Annotated in this window: 20 protein-coding genes; 11 read left to right on the forward strand and 9 right to left on the reverse strand. The window is 62.2% G+C overall.

All coding sequences use genetic code 11. The features are described 5' to 3' along the window. Positions 1-2 precede the first annotated feature (2 nt). The 3 genes from ABIE49_RS30325 to ABIE49_RS30335 form a co-directional block, all read right to left on the reverse strand. Entirely contained in the window at positions 3-422 is a 420-nt protein-coding gene (locus tag ABIE49_RS30325; protein WP_192738609.1) for a ribbon-helix-helix domain-containing protein, read from the reverse strand. A 134-nt stretch (positions 423-556) separates the two neighbouring features. Then, positions 557-1,168 carry a hypothetical protein gene (locus tag ABIE49_RS30330; RefSeq protein ID WP_192738526.1) on the reverse strand — a complete coding sequence of 204 codons (612 nt, stop codon included), beginning with the start codon at positions 1,166-1,168 and terminating at the stop codon, positions 557-559. A 12-nt stretch (positions 1,169-1,180) separates the two neighbouring features. Continuing rightward, complete coding sequence (locus tag ABIE49_RS30335; protein WP_192738527.1) at positions 1,181-1,498, reverse strand: hypothetical protein; 318 nt, start codon at positions 1,496-1,498, stop codon at positions 1,181-1,183. Between the two features lie 250 nt (positions 1,499-1,748). Between ABIE49_RS30335 and ABIE49_RS30340 the strand changes: the two genes are divergently transcribed. Both ABIE49_RS30340 and ABIE49_RS30345 read left to right on the forward strand, forming a co-directional pair. After that, entirely contained in the window at positions 1,749-2,204 is a 456-nt protein-coding gene (locus tag ABIE49_RS30340) for a YidB family protein (RefSeq protein WP_192738528.1), read from the forward strand. 24 nt (positions 2,205-2,228) lie between these two features. Then, positions 2,229-2,489 carry a GlsB/YeaQ/YmgE family stress response membrane protein gene (locus ABIE49_RS30345; protein ID WP_192738529.1) on the forward strand — a complete coding sequence of 87 codons (261 nt, stop codon included), beginning with the start codon at positions 2,229-2,231 and terminating at the stop codon, positions 2,487-2,489. Positions 2,490-3,489: 1,000 nt separating this feature from the next. On the opposite strand, the gene sbmA is transcribed toward ABIE49_RS30345, so the two are convergent. Then, complete coding sequence (gene sbmA / locus ABIE49_RS30350) at positions 3,490-4,710, reverse strand: peptide antibiotic transporter SbmA (protein ID WP_192738530.1); 1,221 nt, start codon at positions 4,708-4,710, stop codon at positions 3,490-3,492. 179 nt (positions 4,711-4,889) lie between these two features. Next, positions 4,890-6,335 carry a helix-turn-helix domain-containing protein gene (locus tag ABIE49_RS30355; RefSeq protein WP_192738531.1) on the reverse strand — a complete coding sequence of 482 codons (1,446 nt, stop codon included), beginning with the start codon at positions 6,333-6,335 and terminating at the stop codon, positions 4,890-4,892. A gap of 210 nt (positions 6,336-6,545) precedes the next feature. Here ABIE49_RS30355 and ABIE49_RS30360 point away from each other — a divergent pair, with 210 nt between their 5' ends. From ABIE49_RS30360 to ABIE49_RS30375, 4 genes are all read left to right on the forward strand, one after another. Beyond that, positions 6,546-8,183, forward strand: a complete 1,638-nt coding sequence (locus ABIE49_RS30360; protein WP_192738532.1) for an isocitrate lyase — start codon at positions 6,546-6,548, stop codon at positions 8,181-8,183. Between the two features lie 23 nt (positions 8,184-8,206). After that, positions 8,207-8,413: a DUF4170 domain-containing protein gene (locus tag ABIE49_RS30365; protein WP_192738533.1), complete on the forward strand. Its 207-nt coding sequence runs from the start codon at positions 8,207-8,209 to the stop codon at positions 8,411-8,413. A 195-nt stretch (positions 8,414-8,608) separates the two neighbouring features. Continuing rightward, positions 8,609-9,160 carry a hypothetical protein gene (locus tag ABIE49_RS30370; protein WP_192738534.1) on the forward strand — a complete coding sequence of 184 codons (552 nt, stop codon included), beginning with the start codon at positions 8,609-8,611 and terminating at the stop codon, positions 9,158-9,160. 120 nt (positions 9,161-9,280) lie between these two features. Further along, positions 9,281-10,000, forward strand: coding sequence for a glycine-rich domain-containing protein (locus ABIE49_RS30375; protein ID WP_192738535.1), 720 nt, complete (start codon positions 9,281-9,283; stop codon positions 9,998-10,000). Between the two features lie 15 nt (positions 10,001-10,015). On the opposite strand, the gene ABIE49_RS30380 is transcribed toward ABIE49_RS30375, so the two are convergent. Beyond that, complete coding sequence (locus ABIE49_RS30380) at positions 10,016-10,903, reverse strand: metallophosphoesterase family protein (RefSeq protein ID WP_192738536.1); 888 nt, start codon at positions 10,901-10,903, stop codon at positions 10,016-10,018. A 115-nt stretch (positions 10,904-11,018) separates the two neighbouring features. On the opposite strand from ABIE49_RS30380, the gene ABIE49_RS30385 reads away from it, so the two are divergent. The 4 genes from ABIE49_RS30385 (at position 11,019) to ABIE49_RS30400 (ending at position 14,287) form a co-directional block, all read left to right on the forward strand. After that, positions 11,019-11,507, forward strand: coding sequence for an NUDIX domain-containing protein (locus ABIE49_RS30385; protein ID WP_354067076.1), 489 nt, complete (start codon positions 11,019-11,021; stop codon positions 11,505-11,507). A 76-nt stretch (positions 11,508-11,583) separates the two neighbouring features. Further along, the gene (locus ABIE49_RS30390; protein ID WP_192738537.1) at positions 11,584-12,774 is read left to right on the forward strand and encodes a hypothetical protein; all 1,191 of its coding nucleotides are present in this window, start codon (positions 11,584-11,586) and stop codon (positions 12,772-12,774) included. Further along, positions 12,771-13,706 (forward strand): glycosyltransferase family 2 protein, encoded by a 936-nt coding sequence (locus ABIE49_RS30395; protein WP_192738538.1) that lies wholly within the window; start codon positions 12,771-12,773, stop codon positions 13,704-13,706. Before ABIE49_RS30390 ends, ABIE49_RS30395 begins: the two co-directional genes overlap by 4 nt. Positions 13,707-13,774: 68 nt before the next feature. Continuing rightward, positions 13,775-14,287: a GNAT family N-acetyltransferase gene (locus ABIE49_RS30400; RefSeq protein WP_192738539.1), complete on the forward strand. Its 513-nt coding sequence runs from the start codon at positions 13,775-13,777 to the stop codon at positions 14,285-14,287. A 104-nt stretch (positions 14,288-14,391) separates the two neighbouring features. Here ABIE49_RS30400 and ABIE49_RS30405 read toward each other — a convergent pair whose 3' ends face one another. Further along, positions 14,392-16,770, reverse strand: a complete 2,379-nt coding sequence (locus tag ABIE49_RS30405) for a TonB-dependent receptor (protein WP_192738540.1) — start codon at positions 16,768-16,770, stop codon at positions 14,392-14,394. A gap of 107 nt (positions 16,771-16,877) precedes the next feature. Beyond that, positions 16,878-17,288, reverse strand: coding sequence for a DUF2946 family protein (locus ABIE49_RS30410; RefSeq protein WP_192738541.1), 411 nt, complete (start codon positions 17,286-17,288; stop codon positions 16,878-16,880). Positions 17,289-17,599: 311 nt separating this feature from the next. Here ABIE49_RS30410 and zigA point away from each other — a divergent pair, with 311 nt between their 5' ends. Beyond that, positions 17,600-18,808 (forward strand): zinc metallochaperone GTPase ZigA, encoded by a 1,209-nt coding sequence (zigA, locus tag ABIE49_RS30415; protein ID WP_192738542.1) that lies wholly within the window; start codon positions 17,600-17,602, stop codon positions 18,806-18,808. A gap of 18 nt (positions 18,809-18,826) precedes the next feature. On the opposite strand, the gene ABIE49_RS30420 is transcribed toward zigA, so the two are convergent. Continuing rightward, entirely contained in the window at positions 18,827-20,890 is a 2,064-nt protein-coding gene (locus ABIE49_RS30420; RefSeq protein WP_192738543.1) for a hypothetical protein, read from the reverse strand. Position 20,891: the final 1 nt, after the last annotated feature.

The raw sequence follows: 20,891 nt of genomic DNA on the forward strand, positions 1-20,891 counted from the left end.
CGTCACCGCATCCTGTCGGCGAGAGCCGCTTTGACCGCCGGACTGGCATGCAAAGCTCCCAGCACGGAGACGGAGGCTATGGTCGCGCGCGCAAGCTCGGGCGTGACGTCTTGGGCGATATTGGCAAGGCCGAGGACATTGATGTGGAGTGTCTCACCGGCTCGTCGTGCTGCTTCAAGATCCTCGCGGCTGTAGTTCCGCAGACCGAGGTCCAGACTTTTTCGGGCCGTTGACTGCTTTACAACGTCTGCGTGACGTTCGAGTTGGTTCCGGATCGCTGTCCGGATGAAATCAGTTCGGTTCGAATAGAATCCTTCCTGAACCATTAGATCGACATGACCAAGGTCGACATAACCAAGATTGATCGTGATTTTTTCGGTGTCAGGGGGCTTAGGTCGAAACTCCTGCACATTGCTCGCCATCATCATCTAGCTCCATGCGACATCTGTATGGATGGTATATGGATGGTCTGTGGCGTCAAGCAAGGTCAGAACCTCCAGTTCGGCAAAAAAACGGCCCGCCGGAGCGGGCCGTCTCGTGGTTTCGCCTATCGAATTCAGCCGCCGTACAGCGCGCGCTCCTTTCGGACCTCATCCGCGCCGTAGGGCTTGCTGGCGGGATCGAACGACTTCCACCCGGCCTTCTGCCAGGCGGCGCTGCGGTCGCGCAGGTTGACGGAAGATTCGTTCAATGCCGTCTCAAAGCGGGAACGATCCGCATCGGCTACGCGTGCCGACACCAGCGTGCCGCCTCGGCGAATGCCTTCGGCGTAGGAGTGAGCATCGGCTTCCGAAACGCCGGCTTGCGTGAGCGCGCCGACGATACCGCCGGTGGCGGCACCTGCGGCCGCGCCAACCGCAGTTGCGGCCAGCCAACCGGCCGCAACAACGGGCCCCAGCCCGGGGATCGCCAGCAAGCCCAGTCCGGCCAGCAGGCCGGCTGCGCCACCGACGCCGGCGCCGATGCCGGCACCCGTGCCGGCACCTTCGGCGCGGTCGTCGGTGCCATCGTGGTCGCGATCCACCTTCTTGTCGGTGTTGAACCAGCCGTCGGAATTATTGGCGACCAGACTGATGTCCGAGTGCGGCACGCCGGCGGTCTCGAGGCGCTGCACGGCTTGCCGAGCGTCAGCGTGATTGTCGTATAGGCGAGAGATTGTGACGGTCATTTTTATTGTTCCTTACTTGGCAGTATTGACGTTGCCTTGAAAATCGACGCTCACCGCAGTAGCGGACCCGCTCTTGCTGGCCTTGCCGCGCCACACGCCATTGTCGTCCTTCTTGAGTTCGGTGACGTTGGTGTAGCCGGCATCCTCGATTTTCGACTTGGCTTGTCCTTCGGTGAAACTGTTGCGACCCGCGACAGGAGCGTTGGAGTTGTTTTGTCCGGCGCTGTTGATCGCGTTGTTGTTTGGTCCGGGCTGCGCCGGCGGGTTTTGCGCCGAGGCCGTGGTGGCCGCCAGCAATCCGATACAAACGAAAAGAACTGAGCGTTTCATAATTTTCTCCAGAGTTTCAGGAGCGGGCCTAATCTCTCGTTATGTCTTTGGTTCCTCGCATCGCGACGTTATGCGTCTTCCGTCCGGCGCTATGATCATTGGCGGCTTTCGTGGCGGTCAGTGCCGCCGCTGTGCGATGGAAAAATCCTCTCAGACGACAATCGAACCTATCTGGCGGCTTGCATGGAACCCGGCGGGAACTGGCACGTTACAGGCGCGGTGATTCAGTGATTCAACGAAGGAGACGCACATGTCCCGCGGGATGCCATCGATGACGGCGCTATTGGGCTTGCTCGCTTTGGCGGGCTACCAGAACAGGGACAAGATCGCCGAGATGCTGAAGGGAGCGACCGGCAATACGCAGCCAGGCGCCGGCAACCAGCAAAATCCTCTGGGCGGCTTGCTCGGCAATCTTGGCGGAGCTCTCGGCGGCGGCGGTGTCGGCGGACTGCTGGGCGGCGGGCTCGGCGAGTTGCTCGAACGTTTCAAGGAGAACGGCCAGGGAGATGCTGCCGAGTCCTGGGTTGGCAAGGGACCGAACAAGGAGCTTCCGGCCCCGCAACTGAAACAGGCTATCGGCGCGGATGTGCTGGCCGCGCTGGAACAGCAAACCGGCCTGTCGCAGGAGGAACTCCTGGCAAGGCTCTCACGCGAACTTCCGAATGCCGTCGATCAATACACGCCCGACGGACGCCTTCCGAGCTGACGCTCACAAACTGAGGATTTTGATATGGGCATTATCTGGACGATTATTATTGGTTTCGTGGCCGGCGTGATAGCGAAGTTCATCATGCCCGGAGACAACGAGCCCTCGGGGTTCATCCTCACGACGATCCTCGGCATCGTCGGGGCGTTCGTTGCGTCGTTTCTCGGCCAGGCACTCGGCTGGTATCGGCCCGGCGAAGGCGCCGGCCTGATCGGCGCGGTCGTGGGCGCCATTGTGGTCCTGCTTGTCTACAGCATGGTTGCAGGTCGCCGCCGCGCGGTCTGAGCGACGCATCGATCGCCTTTCTCGTCATGGCCGGGCATAGCCGTCTGTAAGACGGCGTCGCTTCCGCTCGCCTATGTCCCGGCCATCCACGTCTTTCTTGCTAATCGAGGGTAAGACGTGGATGCCCGGCACCCGTCTCCGCCAAGGCTTCGACGAGGCCACGAGTCGCAGGCCCGCCGAAGCTTTAGCGAAGGCGGCAAGGCCGGGCATGACGACGTTCGGTACAAGGCAAGTGTACCTGACGGCAGGATGACGGGGCGGCTGCGGCAATCTGGCGCGACGGGCAAATCATTTCTGATTTATAGAAATCGTGTCAAGTCCAAAATTTCCGAAAATCGAAAATATTTCCCTTTCCTTGGACCCAAATCACCGGCACATTCTTACCCATCCCGTCCCACTCAGAGGGGCGTCGGCCGTCGTCACGACGAGGGGCGGGTTGCGGTGGACGCTGAGGTTTGCGATTGACGGTCGCGGCTGAAGCGTACGGCGAAAGCGTGTGGTCCTGGCGCCCGTAACGGCGTCAAGCCTTTCGGGAGCTAACGCTTCCGAGGGGCGACGGTGGCAATAGAGGCCGTCTCACCGGGGAGAGCGCGTTATAAGCCGTAAAGCCATTGCGCAGGGAATGTCGGATGCTCTCCGCTGCCCTGTATGCTCGTGTGCAGCATTTTTATGCACAATCGCACATGAGACCGCGGGTGCAGCGCGCATCCGGCATTCCCTGCGCCCTCTGAATTTTTGAGGGTAAGGAAGTTACTTGCAAAGCTCGGACGCGATGCGCCGCGAGAATGCGGAGTTGCGTGGTCAATTGTTTGAAAATTTGAATCAGGAATGCGCGCCATACGAACGGTCGGCTCCCTCCCCCCCTTGCGGGGGAGGGCTGGGGAGAGGGGTTCTCACGGGCAGTCCCGATGACGCCACCCCTCTCCCTAACCCAAGAGCGAGCTTCGCTCGTCTCGACCCCGCAAGGGGGGAGGAAACGCTCGCAATGAAAAAGATCGCCTCAGATCCCCGCCGGCTCCTTCACATGTTCGATGTCGGGCAGCGGGGCGCCGGCGATCATGGCTTCGAAGCCGCGCAGACGTTGATAGATCGAGATCAGGTCGACGATCGTGCTCCAGGAGTTGATGAGATACTGAAACGCGTTTCTCACCTGCGTGAACGCATTGAGGATCTGGTTCAAGGTGCCGAGCGTGATCTTGCCGGCGACGATCGTCGGCCCCAGCAGGATGTAGGGAAAGACGACGTCGGTCTGCAGATACACGATGCGGCCGATGTTGAAGTACAGAAAGTTCAAATAGAGCCGGAAGTAGTTTTTCCGTATGTTGAGGAAAAGCTCGTCGAGCGTTGGCGGATCGGCGCGGGCCGGATCGTCTTCGCCGAGCACGAGCTCCTTGCGGTAGGCCGCTTCGACGCGCTGGTTGAAGAACTCGATGCCCGGCAGCTTGATGCCGATCAGGGCCAGTGCGCCGGTGCCGAGGATCGACCAGATGATTGCAGCGAACACCAGCGGGTAGGGAATGGCGCCGATCAGGGGCAGTTCGGTGATGTCGGCGGACAGCTTCACCAGCACCGGCAGGAAGGCGATCAGCGTCAGCACCGCGCTGATGAAATTGACGCCGAGCTGTTCGGTGATGGTGGCGAACCGCATGGTGTCTTCCTGCACCCGCTGCGAGGCGCCCTCGATGGTGCGCAGGCGCGGCCAGTTCGAGATGTAGAAGTCGTTCATCGCGGTACGCCAGCGAAAGATGTAGTGGCTGACGAAGAACCGCGTCAGTACGCCGACGATGACGGCCACAAGCGCAATGCCGGCAAACGTCGACAATTGGGCGTAGAATTGTTCGACCGTGACCGGGGCGGATTTCGAGAGCGCCGCCTGGATCATGTTGTAGAACGGCCCGTACCAGGTGTTGACGGCGACGCTGACCTGGACCTGAAAATATGTGGCGAACAGGATCAGTGCGGAGCCCAGAATGGACCAAAACGACCAGGGATGCGGCTCGAACCACATCCAGAAGGCGGCGAAGGCGCCGACGAAAAGGACAAAGTAGAGATCGAACCACAGCGACCGCTCCGACCAGAAGATGGCGACGCCGACGCCTCCCGGCCCCGACGACCCGTACAGTTCGCTGGCGAAGCTGTACCAGAGCGTCATCGCCAGCGCCGTCCAGGCGATCGCCGACAGAAAGAAGATTTTCGGGCGGGGGAAGAATGAAACGAACATTCGGTTGTCTCTCAGGTCAGAGGATTTGTGGCTCTGGGGAGGCCGTCATTCCGGGATGGTCCGCAGGACCAGACCCGGAGCCTCGAGATTCTCCGATGAGCAATAGCACATCGTAGTTCGATGCTTCGCATCGCCCCGGAATGATCCCAAAATCTTATGCAGTCAGAAATCTCAAACACTCACAACTCTCTCGCATTGCTGAACGCAAACGACGACACGCGCCGCGTGTTCTCATCCAGGATCAGCGTGCGCGTGATCGGCGGCTCGGCGCGCTGGCTGCAGTTTTCGCGCTCGCAGAGCCGGCAGTTGACCCCGATCGGCGTGCCCTCGGTTTTCTCGAGGTCCATGCCGGCGGCATAAACCAGTTTGGCGGCATGGCGGATTTCGCACCCCAGGCCGATCGCAAAGCGCGGCTGCGGCTGCGGGTGCGGCGCCACCGGCCGGCGCACCATCTGCGCGATCGAGAAGTAACGTGTGCCATCAGGCAATTCGATGACCTGCTTGAGCAGCCGGTCCGGCGTATCGAAGGTCGAATGCACGTTCCACAGCGGGCAGGTGCCGCCGAATTTCGAGAACGGAAACGTGCCGGAGGAAAACCGCTTGGAAACATTGCCGGCATTGTCGACGCGCAGCAGGAAGAACGGCACGCCGCGCGCGTTCGGCCGCTGCAGCGTGGTCAGGCGATGGCAGACCTGCTCGAAACCGGCATTGAAGCGCTGCGCCAGCACGTGAACATCGTAGTTCAGCGCTTCGGCCGCGGAATGAAACGCCTGGTAGGGCATCATGGTGGCGGCGGCGAAATAATTCGCCAGCGTTATCCGGTAGAGCCTTCGCGGCGTGTCGTCGAGCGGGCCGGCGCGGTTGACGATGGCGTCGATGCTGGCGCTGCATTCGGCAAGCCCGATCTGCAGCGCGAGCTGGAAGGCCCGGCCGGGGCCATCGACCAGTTCGGAGACCAACAGCTGCCGGCGATGGCGGTCGAACCGCCGCAGCGTCTCGCGCATCACGTCGACAGGCATGATGCGGGTGACGATCGAATGCTTTTCGCGCAATCGCGCGGCGAGGGCCGCAAACAATTCCTCGGACGGCACGCCCAGTTCGTCGCGCAGGCTTTCCGCGGCCTGTTCGAGCTCGGGGAAATAGTTGCGGTTGGCCTCGATCAGGTCGCGCACCCGCTCGATCGGATTGGCCTCGAATCGGGTTCCCTCGTCGCGGTCCGCCATTTGCGCGGCCACCAGCGTTTCGCCGCGGCGGGCCTCGGTATAGGCGGCGTACAGCCGTTGCAGGGAATGAGTCACACCGGGGCACAATTCAGCGAGATCGCGCAATTCCTGCTTCGGCAGGTCGATTTGCCGGAACAGCGGATCGGAGAATATCTCGTTCAGTTCGGCGAAAAAGCGATCCTCGTCGGCGGTCGCAAGGTCGCGCAAATCAAGGTCATAGGTCTCCGCCAGCCGGAGCAGCAGCTGCGCAGTCACCGGGCGCTGGTTGCGCTCTATCAGGTTGATATAGCTCGGAGAAATCTCCAGGCCTTCGGCCATCTGGGTCTGCGACAGGCCGAGCTGCTGGCGGATCCGGCGAAACCGCGGACCGACAAACAGCTTCTTTCCGGACTCGCTGGCCATGTCAGCCCTTCTGACGGATTTTGTGACAAAGTTGACAAAATGACATTTATGACAAGTTTAGATGTTACATGACATCACCATTCAAAATCAAGCTATCTATACGAAATCAGTATTTTGGCGTTTAGCTCTCGCTACGTTTTGCAATGCACTGTCATGAATGTCGATTACGGCAAAGACGGCAAATTAGTCGTCACCGAAAGGATTAAGCAAATGAACTATCAGCCACGTGGCATCGACCAGGCCATCAAGGGACCCGCTTCCTACGCGAGCGAGCTTGGCGCTGCCAAGGCGCTGCTCGAGACCCAGCCGACCTGGAACGGCGTCACCGCCGAGGCCGTGGCGCGCATGCGTCTGCAGAACCGCTTCAGGACCGGCCTGGACATCGCCCGCTACACCGCGGCGCTGATGCGCAGCGATATGGCTGCCTATGACGCCGATCCGACCAAGTACACCCAGTCGCTGGGTTGCTGGCATGGCTTCATCGCGCAGCAGAAACTGATCTCGGTGAAGAAGCATTTCGGCGGCAAGACCGATCGCCGCTATCTCTATTTGTCCGGCTGGATGATCGCCGCGCTGCGTTCGGAGTTCGGACCGCTTCCCGATCAGTCGATGCACGAGAAGACCTCGGTGCCGGCGCTGATCGAAGAGCTCTACACCTTCCTCCGTCAGGCCGACTCCCGTGAGCTCAACGATATCTTCCGCGCCATCGACGCCGCCCGCAAGGCAGGCGAGAAGGCGAAGGAAAAGGAACTGATCGAGAAGGTCGACAATTTCCAGACCCATGTCGTGCCCGTGATCGCCGACATCGACGCCGGCTTCGGCAATGCGGAGGCGACCTACCTGCTCGCAAAGAAGATGATTGAAGCAGGTGCGTGCGCCCTGCAGATCGAAAACCAGGTCTCCGACGAAAAGCAGTGCGGCCACCAAGACGGCAAGGTGACTGTGCCGCACGAGGTGTTCCTGGCGAAGATCCGGGCGTGCCGCCATGCCTTCCTCGAACTCGGCGTCGAAGACGGCATCGTCGTGACCCGCACCGACTCGCTGGGTGCCGGTCTCACGCAGCAGATCGCTGTCAGCCACAAGCCCGGCGACATCGGCGATCAGTACAACAGCTTCCTGGATTGCGAGGAAATCACGGCCGAGAATGCCCGGAATGGCGATGTCATCATCAACCGCAACGGCAAGATGCTGCGTCCGAAGCGGCTCGCCAGCAACCTCTATCAGTTCCGTGCCGGCACGGGCGAAGACCGCTGCGTGCTCGACAGCATCACCTCGCTGCAGAACGGCGCCGACCTGTTGTGGATCGAGACCGAGAAGCCGCATATCGAGCAGATCGCCAAGATGGTCGACCGCATTCGCGAGGTCGTTCCGAACGCGAAGCTGGCCTACAACAACTCGCCGTCGTTCAACTGGACGCTCAACTTCCGTTGGCAGGTCTACGACGCGATGAAGGAAGCCGGCAAGGATGTCAGCAAGTACAACCGCGCCGAACTGATGAAGCCGGAATACGACGATACGCCGCTTGGCATTGAAGCCGACGAGCGCATCCGCACCTTCCAGGCCGATTCAGCCAAGCGCGCCGGCATCTTCCATCATCTGATCACGTTGCCGACCTATCACACGGCGGCTCTGTCGACTGATAATCTCGCGAGGGAGTATTTCGGCGAGCAGGGCATGCTGGGCTATGTGAAGAACGTTCAGCGCCAGGAGATCCGTCAGGGCATCGCCTGCGCCAAGCATCAGAACATGGCCGGCTCCGATATCGGTGACGAGCACAAGGAATATTTCGCCGGGGAAGCCGCTCTGAAGGCGGGCGGCGCCCACAACACGATGAACCAGTTCGGCTAACGGTAACAAGCAGGAGACTAGTCATGACGAAGAGCAATTTCTGGGTGATTGGCGGCGAGTTCGGCTCGATGAACTTCCACAAGCTCGTGGAAGGCTCGGCCCAGGTACAGGGACCTTTCAAGACCCGCAAAGAGGCAGAGGATGCCTGGCGCGCGGTCTCGGAAGAGAACCGTCACAAGGCCGGCGTGCGCTTTTCGATCGTCGAAGAGCCCTCCCGCATCTCGGCCTGAGCCGCTGCTGCCGATAGACTAGAAGAAACGTCCAAGGAAAACCTAAGTGGTCGGCCCCCATCCGGATCTCCGGGTGGGGCCGTCTGCCGTTTTCAACGGAAACCTAAGTCATTGGGAACAAACGAGCTTTGCGGAAAACATGGTTACTGCTAGGTTAACCGCCGCCAACCCTTCAGGACAAAGGCGGGCCGCAAGATGTCAGAAGTACAGAGTACCGCCCCTATTGAGCCGCAACCGACCCGGCTGCGCGACGCGCTGCGCAAGGCGCGGATCGAGGCCGCTGACCGTACCGGCGTCGTCGTCGAACTGCGCGACGCCGAAGTGGCGCGGCTCGAGATCATGAACGAGGCGCTCGATCCGTTGTTCGCGCAGGTCCCGGAAAAGGTTGACCTGTTCGATCGCGGCGTCAGCCAGGGCGAGACGCCGCGGCTGTGGATCGACGTGGTCGCGCATATCCTGATGGGCCGCGACAAGCGTATCTACCGCTTCGTGCAGGACACCCGCTTCGGCCGCATCGTGCTCGCCGAATCCCACGACGTGCCGGTCATCGTCGATGCCGTCACCGATTATGTCGCGCGCCGCATGATCGAGCGCGAGCATGCGATGGTGGCAACGCCGATGGTCGAGCCGGCAGCCGAAGAGCCGCCGAAACGCCGCGGCGGCTTCGGGATGTTCGTGCTCGGCTTCCTGCTCGGCGCCGCCGCCCTGTTCGGCCTCGCGCTGTTTGCCAGCCTGCGAAACCTTTAGAGCGTTTTCCAGCGAAGTGGACACCGGTTCGCGTCAAGAAAACGCGTCAAAACAAAAATCTAGAGCCCCGTTCCGATTCCATCGGAACGGGGCTCTAGCGCGGAGCCTGAAGGGGACCTCGTGCCAGCCATCATCATCGGCAACGCCATCGTGGCGGTGATCGTCCTGGTCATCGCCGCGAGCCTGTACGGCAAATGGCTGACGTTGAGGCGTGCCGAATTTATCCGCACCTTCCGCTGGCCAAGCGGGCTGCTGCAGCGGCTGGAGCAGCATCACCCGGGCTTCCAGCGCAAGGACAGCGCGCTGGTCTCGCGCGGCCTGCGGCAGTTTTTCCTCGCCTATCTCATGAGCGGCAAGCGCTACGTCTCGATGCCCTCGCAAGTCGCGGACGATCTGTGGCACGAGTTCATTCTCTACACGCGCGAGTATGATGCGTTTTGCCGCCGCGCGTTCGGCGGTTTCCTGCATCACACCCCGGCGGTGGTGCTGAGCGAGCATCGCAAGAGCAATGAGGGCCTGCGGCGGGTCTGGTGGTACTGCTGCAAGTACGAGAGTATCGACCCTGTCAGGCCGAGCCGGTTGCCGCTGTTATTTGCGCTCGACAGCAAGTTCAAGATCGCCAACGGCTTTGTCTATCACCCCGACTGCGAGGAGTTGCGCAAGAACGGCAGCGGTACCGCATACTGCGGCGGTGATTTCGCGGACTCGTCGGTCGATGGCTCGTCGTCGGGCTTCGGCGATGGCGACGGCGGCCACGGTAGCGGCGATGGCGGGGGTAGCGATGGGGGTGGTGGTGGAGACGGCGGCGGCGGAGGTTGCGGCGGTGGGGGCGGGGACTAGCCCTGCTTGAACCAGTTACGACAACCTGACTTGCGCCAACTGCCGGATCACATTGTCATCGCCAAAGCCGCGCACGGTCTGCACGCAGCGCCAGTGGTCGCCGTCGCGCTCGATCGAAAACAGATTATAGGCCGCGGCGGGATAATGCCGGTGCGCCAGCGCCGACGCCGACGGCACGCCGATCGCGGGAATCTGGCGGTCAGTGCCTTCGATCCACATGGTCGAATGGATGTGGTCGTGCCCGTGCAGCACCAATTCCACGCCATGGCGCTTCAGGAGCGCGCGCAGCTGCCGCGAATCCGTCAGCCGCTTGATGCGGGAATCCGAATGCAGGGGGTGATGGACCAGCAGCACCCGGAATGCCTGTTCGGACGCCAATTGCGTCAGGATTCGATCCAGTTCATCGAGCTGGGCCCGCCCGAGCCTGCCGGTCGCCATCAGCGGCAGCGTCGGCACCGCCGAGGATACGCCGATCAGCGCCAGCGGGCCGCGCCGGCGCACGAACGGAAACGTCGCGCCGTTGGGTCCGGCATCGCCGCGCAGATAGTCGCCGAACGTTCCGGCGAAGCGATGCCTGGTGGCGCGCACATAGGCGTCGTGATTGCCGGGAATCACCGTGACTTCCTGCGGCGCGCCGACGCTTTCAAGCCAGGCCTGCGCCGGCGAGAACTCGGCTTCCAGCGCGAGATTGACCAGATCGCCGGTGACCGCGATATGGTCAGGCTGCTGGACCTGCATGTCCGCGACCAATGCGTCGAGCACCTCGCGGCGGTGGTATTTGTGGCGGTTGCGGGTCCAGTTGAGATAGCCGAGCGCGCGCTTGCCCGCGAGATCGCGCAACCGTGCCGCCGGCAGCGGCGGCAGGTGCGGATCGGACAAATGCGCCAGCGTGAATGCCGCCATCGAAACCCTCGTCAGGAATCCTTGCCAGAAACCTTGCCAGAATCCTTGCAATGTATTGGCAAGCCAACCGTATCTGCGCAAGGATCAAACATCATGTCCGGCATCTGAGGTATTTGTGACCGCTCTGCAGAATCTTCGAAAACGCTTCGAGCCGCAGCTGCGGCGGGTAATGCACCTCTATTGGCGGATCGCCCGCGGCATGACGCTCGGGGTCCGCGGCGTCGTGCTCGACGGCAGCAACAGGGTGTTTCTGGTCAAACACAGCTATATCTCCGGCTGGCATCTGCCGGGCGGCGGGGTCGAGGTCGGCGAGACGTTCCTCGAGGCATTGCGGCGCGAACTCATGGAGGAGGGGCGGATCGAACTCACCGACGAACCACCCTTGCATGGCCTGTTCTTCAACGTCCACGTATCGCGCCGCGACCACGTCGCGGTCTATGTCGTGAAGCAATACCGCCAGGACCGCTTGCCGGAGCCCAACCGCGAGATCGTGGAATGCGGGTTCTACGCTGCGGCTGCATTGCCGGCGGACACTACCCGAGGGACGCGCCTTCGGATCGCCGAAGTGCTGGATTTCAAGGCGCGGACCGCGACCTGGCGCTGATTTTTGCGCGGGCGCTCGGTTGCGCCCCGCCATCACAGTCCCTAGAAGCGGAGCAGTCGAGCGGGGGCCGGACAGGATGAAACTGATTAAACTTCTCTGCGGCATCGGCTTCCTGGTGGTGCTGGCGAGCAATATCTCGACCATCTCGCGCTGGAGCGAAAGCCGCGGGGTTTATGACGACATCTGCTATTTGCGGCAGGCGCATCTGTTCAAGCTGTTCGGCCTGGATGGGCTCAACACCGACCTCAAGCGTGAGGACGACCAATATCTCGCCAACAAGCTGAAGGAGATGGACTATCCCGAGTGGAACGTGACGACGCGGGCTCCCTGTCACGTCTGGATGGAGAAGACGAAAAAAACCGTCCTTCAATATCCACCTGGCACCGGGTTCATGCTGGCGTTGTTCCCGGAAGGCTTTCAGGTCATACCGCTCTATGTTCTGGCGTCGATCGTGATGGTCGGTTTTGCGTTCCTTGCAATGACTTATGCATCAACGCTCGCTTCGCTCGCATTGGTGGCCGTCTTCGGGGATGTCGCGATCTACCTGATGATCAATCCGACCAAGGCGAGCTATTCGGTTGCACCGACCATGATGGTCTGCGCGCTTGCGGGCTGGCTCACCGCGAAGCTGTTCGCGGATCGGTCGCGGCACCGGCTTGTTCTGCTCGCGCTGGTGGGGCTGCTGATCGGCCTGTCCGTGAATTTGCGCCTGCCGAACCTGTTCCTGTCGGCGGGCTATTGCCTGTATCTCGCCGGCGCATTCCTGCTGGCGCGAAACCGGGAGACGTTTCTGCAGGGCGCGGCATTCGGCGCAGCCTTGCTGATCGGGATGGCGCCGACGCTGGTGGCGAATGCGATCAATGCGGGAAGCCCGTTCTCGACGACCTATGGCGGACAGGATCTCGCGCCGCCCGAGCTGGATGCAAGCGTCCTCTGGCAGTATTTCAGGGACGTGCAGTTCACCTTGCTGGCGATCGCGGCGGCATGGACCGCCTGGCTCTGGCGTTTCAATCGCGGCGGTGCGAGGCGGGTGGCCATCGTGCTGGCCGCCAATCTCGTGGTAAACCTGATCTTCTTCATGACGCATCCGATCTTCACACCCTATTACATCATGCCGATCGACATGCTCACGCTGTGGACGCTGCTGTTCGCAACGCTCGATCTGCGCGGCAGGGCCGCCGCAGAGCCGGGCGTCCCTCAACTGGAAGAGGCCCTGAAGCGGCATCGGCGATCCATGATCCACCTTGGCCCGGCAGGTCCGCGATGACGACACCGGCGTTGCGGGTTGCGGTTCTGGTGCCGTGCTTCAATGAGGAGGCGGCCGTCGCGACCGTGGTCGCCGATTTTCGCAAAGTGCTGCCGACGGCCGCAATCTTCGTCTATGACAACAATTCAACAGATCGCACCGCCGACGTCGCGCGGACGGCCGGCGCGGAGGTGCGTAGCGAACGCCGTCAGGGCAAGGGACATGTCATCCGGCGGATGTTTGCCGATATCGAGGCCGACATCTATGTGCTGGTCGACGGCGACGCGACCTACGCCGCCGCCAGCGCCCCATGCATGATCGAGGCCCTGGTCAACGACCACCTCGACATGGTGGTGGGCTTTCGCGTCGATCAATCGGCGGCCGCCTACCGACCCGGTCACCGCACCGGAAACTGGATGCTGACCGGATTCCTTTCGATGGTGTTCGGTCAGGCGTTCAAGGATATCCTTTCCGGCTACCGCGTGTTCTCGCGCCGCTTCGTCAAATCGTTTCCGGTGCTGTCGGACGGCTTCGAGATCGAAACCGAGCTCAGCGTGCATGCGCTCGAACTGGCGCTGCCGGTGGCCGAAATCGAGACACCCTATTTCGCCCGGCCGGAGGGGTCGTTCAGCAAGCTGAACACCTGGCGCGACGGCTGCCGGATCCTCGGCACCATCCTGAAACTCTATCGCTCGGAAAAGCCGCTGCGGTTCTTCACCGCGATCGGCCTGGTCCTGATGGTGATTTCCGTCGTCCTCGCGATCCCCGTCATCATCACCTATCTCGAGCATGGCCTCGTTCCGCGGCTACCGACCGCGGTATTGTCGATGGGGCTGATGATTATGGCGGTGCTGTCGGTTTCATCCGGGCTGGTGCTGGACACGGTGACGCGTGGCCGCCGCGAGATGAAACTGCTGTCCTATCTGTCGCAACCGGCGATTAACAAGAAATGAGACAAAGCGGGCTTTAGCGCTGGCGGCAATGGACCGCGCCGCTGCCAGATGCTATTCCGCGCCTTACCATGAGCGAACTTTCCGTCACCATATTGCCCGAAACGCCAAAGGACGCGCAGGCGATCGAGCGCCTGCTCGAACGCACCTTCGGCCCCGGCCGCTTCGTGCTGAGTGCCTACCGGCTGCGCGAGCACGTCGATCATCTGCTCGATCTGTCGTTCACGGCACGGATCGGTACGCTGATGGTCGGCTCGGTGCGCCAGCTGCCGGTTTGCATCGGCGATACCCCCGCCTTGATGCTCGGGCCGTTGACGGTCGAGCCGCCGTTTCGCAGCCGCGGCGTCGGGCGCATGCTGCTCGATCGCGCCCTTGCGGATGCCAAGGCAAAGGGCCATCGCCTGGTCATTCTGGTCGGCGACGAGGCCTATTACAGCCGTGTCGGTTTCAAGGCCGTGCCGAAGGGGCGGATGACCATGCCCGGCCCGGTCGATTACAGCCGCCTCCTGGTCGCCGAACTCGTCGACGGCGCCTTCGATGGCGTCTCCGGTGCCATTCGCCCGGACTGGAGCAAGGCGCGCTAAGCAGTGTGTAGCGTGTAGGGTGGGCAAAGGCGCTCTTGCGCCGTGCCCACCATCGTCCATTCGGTGCACGCAAGGGTGGGCACGCTTTGCCCGCCCTACGAAGTCTAGAACTTCAAGTTCGCAAAGGCGCGTACGCCGATGCCTGGCAACAGAACCTCGTCCTTGTTGTACGACACCGAGTTGCGGATGTTTTCGTTCAACAGGTTGTTGCCGACGAGGCCAACCGTCATTTCGCGCGCGCCGAACCAGGACGCATCGAGCTTGGTCCTGTAACTGAGCTCCGCCTTCAACAGATTATATCCCGCCGTCGGCGTCTCGCCGATCACGGCGATATCGTTCTGCGCGAAGGCGTGCAGCAGATTGACGCGCGCCAGCCAGTTGGCGTCGCGATAGAACAGGCCGCCTCCGAGCCGCTGCGGTGGAATCCGCGGTACGTTGGTCCCGTCCTCGAAGGTCGCGCGGACGATATCGTATTGTCCCTCGATCCCGAACAGGCCGTTCCAGACCGGCAGCACATCGTACTGAAACTGGAATTCGCCGCCGCGGAAGGTGGCGTCGCGCTGGGAGTAGATTGCCTGGTTGAGTTCGAGGCCCGGGCCGGCCTGGCACACGCCGTCTTCGCACGTGTTACCGGTCAGCCGCCGATAGATGAAGCCGTTGAACTTTGTGTAATAGCCGGTGATTTCAAATCGCAGCGGGCCTGTTGCCCGCCGCAATCCGACTTCGACGGATTTCGCGGTCTCGATACCCAGATTGGGATTGCCGATATCGAACGTGACGGTCGCATCGTGACCGCCGCGTGAAAACAGTTCGGCGGGCTTGGGGGCGCGCTCGACATATTGGCCGGTGATGCTCGCAACCAGATTCCATGGAAGATTCTGGATCAGGCCGATACTCCCGCTCTTCGGCGCGAAGTTGAGATTGCGCGGCGTGGCGGGGCCAATGGCACCGGGATCGACGTTGAGGTCGAACTCATCGGGAATGAAGGCGGGCGTCGTTCCAGTCAGGTTGGCGTGCTCGATACGCCCGGCAATCTGCGCCTTTGTCGTATCGCTGAATTTCAGTTCGTTGAAGATGTATCCGGCGACCTTGGTGTTCTTGTTGGGATCCCACAAGCCGTTCACTGGACTGCCGATATCATCCGGGCTCGGTGCTGTGAGTTCCTGATGCGACGCCTGGATGCCGACAGCCGTGGTGAGGGCGGCGAAGCGGACGTTGAACGGTGCCAACTGTACCTCGACGCGGCCTTCCTGCTCCTTGTTGGTGAAGGTCTGGCGCACGCCCAGCGTCGTCAAGTCGGCGGGGTCGGCGAGGCCGATCTCATTGTGCTTATAGTCGGTGGCGCCCGCCCAGAAGCGCACCGCGTCGATCGCCGCCGCGTCCGGCCGGTATTCGCCCTTGGTCGTGAATTTGGTTTGACGCGCATCGATCCGCGTCTGGTGATCGGCGCCGTCGATGCCGGGTATGTGATAGAGCGTGTCGTTCTGCGTGACGGCCGCGCCGATGAAGCCGCCATGGAAGAAATACGAGCCGCCGATCGATGCGCCGGTGGCCTGCGCCGCGGAATTCGGCTGGCGTCCATCGACGGGGCGGGTCTGGTCGAACAAATAGGGATAGCTCGGAATGCCGTAGTCGCCCGACTTTCGTCCGTAGGCGTCGGCATGAATCGCAACATTGCCGCCGCCGGCGTCGAGCAGAATGCCGCCTTCGACGCCGCGATCGACCGAATTGACCGCGGTACGGGTCTCGACGTTCACGCATCCCGGCGATGCGGCATTGGCGAGCGGCGCCTTCACCGGAAGCCCATAGGTCTGAAATGCGGGTGCCGCGCAGGTGGGCAAAGCGTCCGGAATACGGTTGTTGGTGGCGCTGACAACGCCACCGATCGCCGTGGACCCGTAACGCAGGGTTGCCGGTCCACGGATGACCTCGATCTGGTTGGTCGAAAGCGGATCGATCGGCACGAAGTGATCTTCGCCGAGGTCCGACGCACCGTTGCTGCCGATTCCGTTCTCGACGATGCCGACGCGATTGACGTCGAGCCCTCGGATGATCGGCCGGCTTGACGCTCCCGGTGCAAAGCTCGAGCCGGTGATCCCCGGCTTGGAGAACAGGAGATCGCCGAGCGTGCCACCGCCCTGCCGGCGGATTTCCTCGCTGGGCATGACGGTGACGGTTGCGAACTGGTCGGTCACAACAGGCAGCACGCCCTGTTGAGGTGCGGCGGCGACGGGGACCGGTTGCGGCTCGGTATCGCGTTCGCGATTGCGGCCGGGCACGCCGCGGGCGACGCGCGCCGGCTTTCGCGCCGGGGTCACGTTTCGCCGCACGATCGGGCTTGGTGCCGTCACGGTAATTTCCGGCAGTTGTGTCGAGGAGGATGGCGCGGCCGCGTCCTGGGCCATCGCGCCGTTGCCGACCGCGCACAGGAATAGCCAGCTTGCGCCACCGATGTGGAACGCTCGTCTTTTAGTGAATGTCATTTTGTCCCGATCCTGATTCCGTCAGCGACGGATCGATTCGATTATCCCTTGGCGGATCGGCCACGTGTCACGCGGCGATCCCCTTCGGGCGCATCAGTCAATCGATGTCAGGAGGCGGGAGGGGCGCGGGACTGGAACGGTGAGCGGACCGAACTCAGATGCGCGAATTCGGCGTCGGTCGTTAGAAACAGAAGTTCGATGGCCTGCGGCAGCAGCAACAGCGGCGGTGCCGGGAATACGAGGTTGTTGGCCAGCGAAACGACGGCGCAGATCGCGCAAGCCTCAGCCGGATGATCGGTGTCGTGACTGGACGGTGGCTGCGTCTGGGCGGTTTCGCTTGCTGCATCCGGTACGGCGGGGATCTGTGCATGATCGAGGTCAACCCGCGTCAGGCTGGTCGCGATCGCGGGTGCGGCCGAGACCGCGTGGTAATGCCCGAACGACAGCGCAAACTGGATCGCGAGCGCGAGCAGCGCCAGCCGCGAGCCGTGTTTGACGTTATTCCGGAACCACTTCACGACGATGGAGGCCTTGTCCCGGGCCGGCCAAGGTGTCTCGGCCGTCCCAATGTTATATTATAACATCAGCGATACCAGGACGGGTCAATCGTGCTTGGTCCATGTCCTCGCGCAATTCGAAACGACTGTGTGATTCACGCAACGGCTCAGCAAACTCGTTGCGCTTGGGCGCTCAAGAGCAGCCTCGATATTTCGGATTGACAGTCGGAGCGTTAGTTGATGTTATGTTATAACATTACATACTTGCGGATCGTCCATGCCTCGCCGTCGTCGTTTGGGATTCCGTGAACTGAACAGGCTCTTTGACCTCGATGCGAAAACTCCCCGTCACCGTCTTGTCCGGCTTCCTCGGGGCTGGAAAGACAACTTTGCTAAACCGCGTGCTGAACAACCGTCGCGGCCTGAAAGTGGCGGTGATTGTGAACGACATGAGCGAAGTCAACATCGACGCCGACCTCGTCCGCGATGGCGGTGCGAACCTGTCGCGGACTGACGAAAAACTGGTTGAAATGACCAACGGGTGCATTTGCTGCACGCTGCGAGACGATCTCTTGAAGGAAATCCGTGGGCTCGCCGAAAGCGACAGGTTCGACTACCTCCTGATCGAATCGACCGGCATTTCCGAACCGCTTCCGGTTGCGGCGACGTTCGATTTCCGGACCGAGGAGGGCGACAGTCTTTCCGACGTGGCAGTACTCGACACCATGGTAACCGTGGTCGATGCCGTAAACTTGCTGCGGGACTATTCCTCGACCGACTTCATCAGGGATCGCGGTGAATCGCTCGGCGCTGATGACAAGCGAACGATGGTGGATCTGCTGGTTGAGCAGATCGAATTCGCTGACGTGGTGGTGCTCAACAAGATCGGCGATGCTTCCAATGACCAGTTGGAGGCCGCCCGCAGAATCATTCGCGCGCTGAACCCCGCCGCCGACATCGTGGAGACCGATTTCTCCAACGCGCCGTTCGAGCGCATTCTCAATACCGGTCGTTTTGATTTTGAGCGGGCGCAGCAGCATCCGCTGTGGTTCAAGGAACTATACGGCTTCGCCAACCATACACCGGAGACAGAACAATACGGCGTCGGCAGCTTTGTCTATCGGGCGCGTCGACCGTTCGATCCCATGAAGTTCCATCAGTTTCTGGGGGAAAGCTGGGCCGGAGTCATCCGCGCCAAAGGGCATTTCTGGATCGCGACGCGTCCGCAATGGCTGGGTGAATTGAGTCAGGCTGGCGCGATTGTCCGAACGGAAGGTCTGGGCTTTTGGTGGGCCAACGTCCCTGCCGACCGCTGGCCGGATGACCCGTTCTGGCGGCAATCGCTCAAGAAGAACTGGAACGAACTGTACGGCGATCGCCGGCAGGAGATCGTCTTCATCGGCACCGCCATGGACCAGGACGCCATCACGGTGCGCCTCGACGCATGTCTTGTTCCGGGAAAGTCCGGCATGCGCATCAAGGAATGGGCTAGCCTGCCCGATCCATTCCCCAGATGGCGGCGCGCCGATGAGGCCGCTTAGCCATTCGGCGCGTTGCTTCTAGCGCCCTTCGCGGATCCAGGTCGCTGCGAAGGCACCGAGCAGCAGCAGCAGGCCGATCAGGCCGGCGAACATCGGCAGCACGCCGACGCCCTTGACGACGCTGGCGTCGCGCATCTTCACGCCCATCCAGCCGTCGCCGCGGAAGATGCTGGTGGAGCGCACCGGCACGATGCGGGGCAGGTCGATGCTTGACCCATCGACCACGCGACGCGCGTCGCCACCGGTCGCTTGCGCCAGCGGCTTGAGCATTTCGATCGTCGAAGTGACTTCGGAAAATTCCCTCGGGTTGGTCGGCCCGACATTGATCAGCGCCTTCAGCGTGCCGTCGGTCGCCTGCCACAGGCCGAGTTCGTTCGCCGGCAGGGTCGAACGCCAGGTGCCGGGATCGCTCGCGCTCAACGTCAGTTCGCGCGTCGCGCCGCTCGGCGAGGTCACCGTTACGGGTGCGACGTTGTCGGCCATGGTCTGCCGCAACACGACGAGGTCCTTGCCCTGGATCTGCAGGCGCAGTGCCTCTTCATCCAGATCGGGTTGCTTCATCAGCCAATGCGACATCCGCCGCAACAGATCGAGATGCGGACCGCCGCCTTCATAGCCGCGCGCCCACAGCCAGATATGGTCGGACAGCAGCAGCGCGACGCGGCCCTCGCCGAAACGCGACAGCAGCAGCAGCGGCTTGCCGTCGGCGCCGGTCATGACCGGAGGCGTGATGGCGTTGCGGGTCTCCACGGTGCGGAAGAACCGGCTCCAGCGGGGTGGCTCGTTGGCGGAGCCTTCGAGGCCGCGCGTGACCGGATGACGTTTACCGATGTCGCTCAGACGTGCGTAAAACGGCTTCTCCGAGACGCCGACGGGTTCGGCCGGCAGCACCGAATCCAAAGGCGTGCGCCAGATGCTGCTGGTCGAGGCGTAGTCCGGTCCGGCGGACACCAGCACTGCCCCGCCGGCGCGCACGTAGCGCGCCATATTCTCGAAATAGGGGATCGGCAGCACGCCCTGGCGGGCGTAGCGATCGAAGATGATCAGCTGGAATTCGTTGATCTTCTGCTGGAACAGTTCGCGGGTCGGAAACGCGATCAGCGACAGTTCGTTGATCGGCGTGCCGTCCTGCTTCTCCGGCGGGCGCAGAATGGTGAAGTGCACGAGGTCGATGCTGGCGTCCGACTTCAACAGATTGCGCCAGGTGCGCTCGCCGGAATGCGGCTCGCCGGATACCAGCAACACCCGCAATTTATCGCGCACACCTTCGATCGCGACCACGGCGCGGTTGTTGACAAGCGTCAGCTCGTTCTCGAGCGGCGAGGCCTCGATCTCGACGATGTTGGAGCCGGCATGCTTGATGTCGATATCAACATTGGCGGTCTGGCCGCTCTGCAAGGTGCGTTCGTTGATCACTTCGCCGTCGCGGCGCACGACGATCCTGGCGCGCTGGCCGGTGACGCCCTGGTCGTCCAGGCGGTAGGTGATGGTCTGGGGTTGGCCGACGATGCCAAATCTCGGCGCGGCTGAAATCGCGATGCGGCGGTCGCGCTCGTCCTTGCGGCCGGTGATCAGCGCATGCACCGGCGCCTGGAAGCCGAGCGCCGCGGCGTTGGCGGGAATGTCATGGACGCGGCCGTCGGTGATCAGGAAGGCGCCGGCGACGCGATCGACGGGAACATCCGCCAGCGCCGACGACAACGCGCCGAACAGCTTGGTGCCGTCGGTCTCGCCATCGGCCTGTCCGGCATCGACGACACGCACTTCCAGTCCCTTGACCTTCTTGAGGCTGTCGACCAGGGCCTCCTGCGCCTTCGCCGTCTCCTCATTGCGGGTGCCGAAATTCTGGCTCGGGCTCTTGTCGATGACCACGGCGGCGACCGACGACAACGGCTCGCGGTCTTCGCGCGTGAAAGAAGGGTTGGCGAGCGCGAGCAAGATCAGCGCCAGCGCGGTGACGCGCACGGCTGCGCCCCGCGCACGGCCGATCAGCAGCAGCACCGAGATCGCGACGATCGCGGCCAGCGCGATCCACAGCACGAGGGTGGGGACGAGGGGGGTGAACGCGATGCCATACTGCATG

The organism is Bradyrhizobium sp. OAE829 (assembly GCF_040546575.1).
In the GTDB taxonomy this organism is placed as follows: domain Bacteria; phylum Pseudomonadota; class Alphaproteobacteria; order Rhizobiales; family Xanthobacteraceae; genus Bradyrhizobium.

Coding starts and splice junctions, on each gene's coding strand:
- ABIE49_RS30325 (WP_192738609.1), bottom strand. CDS start 422: ATGGCGAGCAATGTGCAGGAGTTTCGACCTAAGCCCCCTGACACCGAA.
- ABIE49_RS30330 (WP_192738526.1), bottom strand. CDS start 1,168: ATGACCGTCACAATCTCTCGCCTATACGACAATCACGCTGACGCTCGG.
- ABIE49_RS30335 (WP_192738527.1), bottom strand. CDS start 1,498: ATGAAACGCTCAGTTCTTTTCGTTTGTATCGGATTGCTGGCGGCCACC.
- ABIE49_RS30340 (WP_192738528.1), top strand. CDS start 1,749: ATGTCCCGCGGGATGCCATCGATGACGGCGCTATTGGGCTTGCTCGCT.
- ABIE49_RS30345 (WP_192738529.1), top strand. CDS start 2,229: ATGGGCATTATCTGGACGATTATTATTGGTTTCGTGGCCGGCGTGATA.
- sbmA (WP_192738530.1), bottom strand. CDS start 4,710: ATGTTCGTTTCATTCTTCCCCCGCCCGAAAATCTTCTTTCTGTCGGCG.
- ABIE49_RS30355 (WP_192738531.1), bottom strand. CDS start 6,335: ATGGCCAGCGAGTCCGGAAAGAAGCTGTTTGTCGGTCCGCGGTTTCGC.
- ABIE49_RS30360 (WP_192738532.1), top strand. CDS start 6,546: ATGAACTATCAGCCACGTGGCATCGACCAGGCCATCAAGGGACCCGCT.
- ABIE49_RS30365 (WP_192738533.1), top strand. CDS start 8,207: ATGACGAAGAGCAATTTCTGGGTGATTGGCGGCGAGTTCGGCTCGATG.
- ABIE49_RS30370 (WP_192738534.1), top strand. CDS start 8,609: ATGTCAGAAGTACAGAGTACCGCCCCTATTGAGCCGCAACCGACCCGG.
- ABIE49_RS30380 (WP_192738536.1), bottom strand. CDS start 10,903: ATGGCGGCATTCACGCTGGCGCATTTGTCCGATCCGCACCTGCCGCCG.
- ABIE49_RS30390 (WP_192738537.1), top strand. CDS start 11,584: ATGAAACTGATTAAACTTCTCTGCGGCATCGGCTTCCTGGTGGTGCTG.
- ABIE49_RS30395 (WP_192738538.1), top strand. CDS start 12,771: ATGACGACACCGGCGTTGCGGGTTGCGGTTCTGGTGCCGTGCTTCAAT.
- ABIE49_RS30400 (WP_192738539.1), top strand. CDS start 13,775: ATGAGCGAACTTTCCGTCACCATATTGCCCGAAACGCCAAAGGACGCG.
- ABIE49_RS30405 (WP_192738540.1), bottom strand. CDS start 16,770: ATGACATTCACTAAAAGACGAGCGTTCCACATCGGTGGCGCAAGCTGG.
- zigA (WP_192738542.1), top strand. CDS start 17,600: ATGCGAAAACTCCCCGTCACCGTCTTGTCCGGCTTCCTCGGGGCTGGA.
- ABIE49_RS30420 (WP_192738543.1), bottom strand. CDS start 20,890: ATGCAGTATGGCATCGCGTTCACCCCCCTCGTCCCCACCCTCGTGCTG.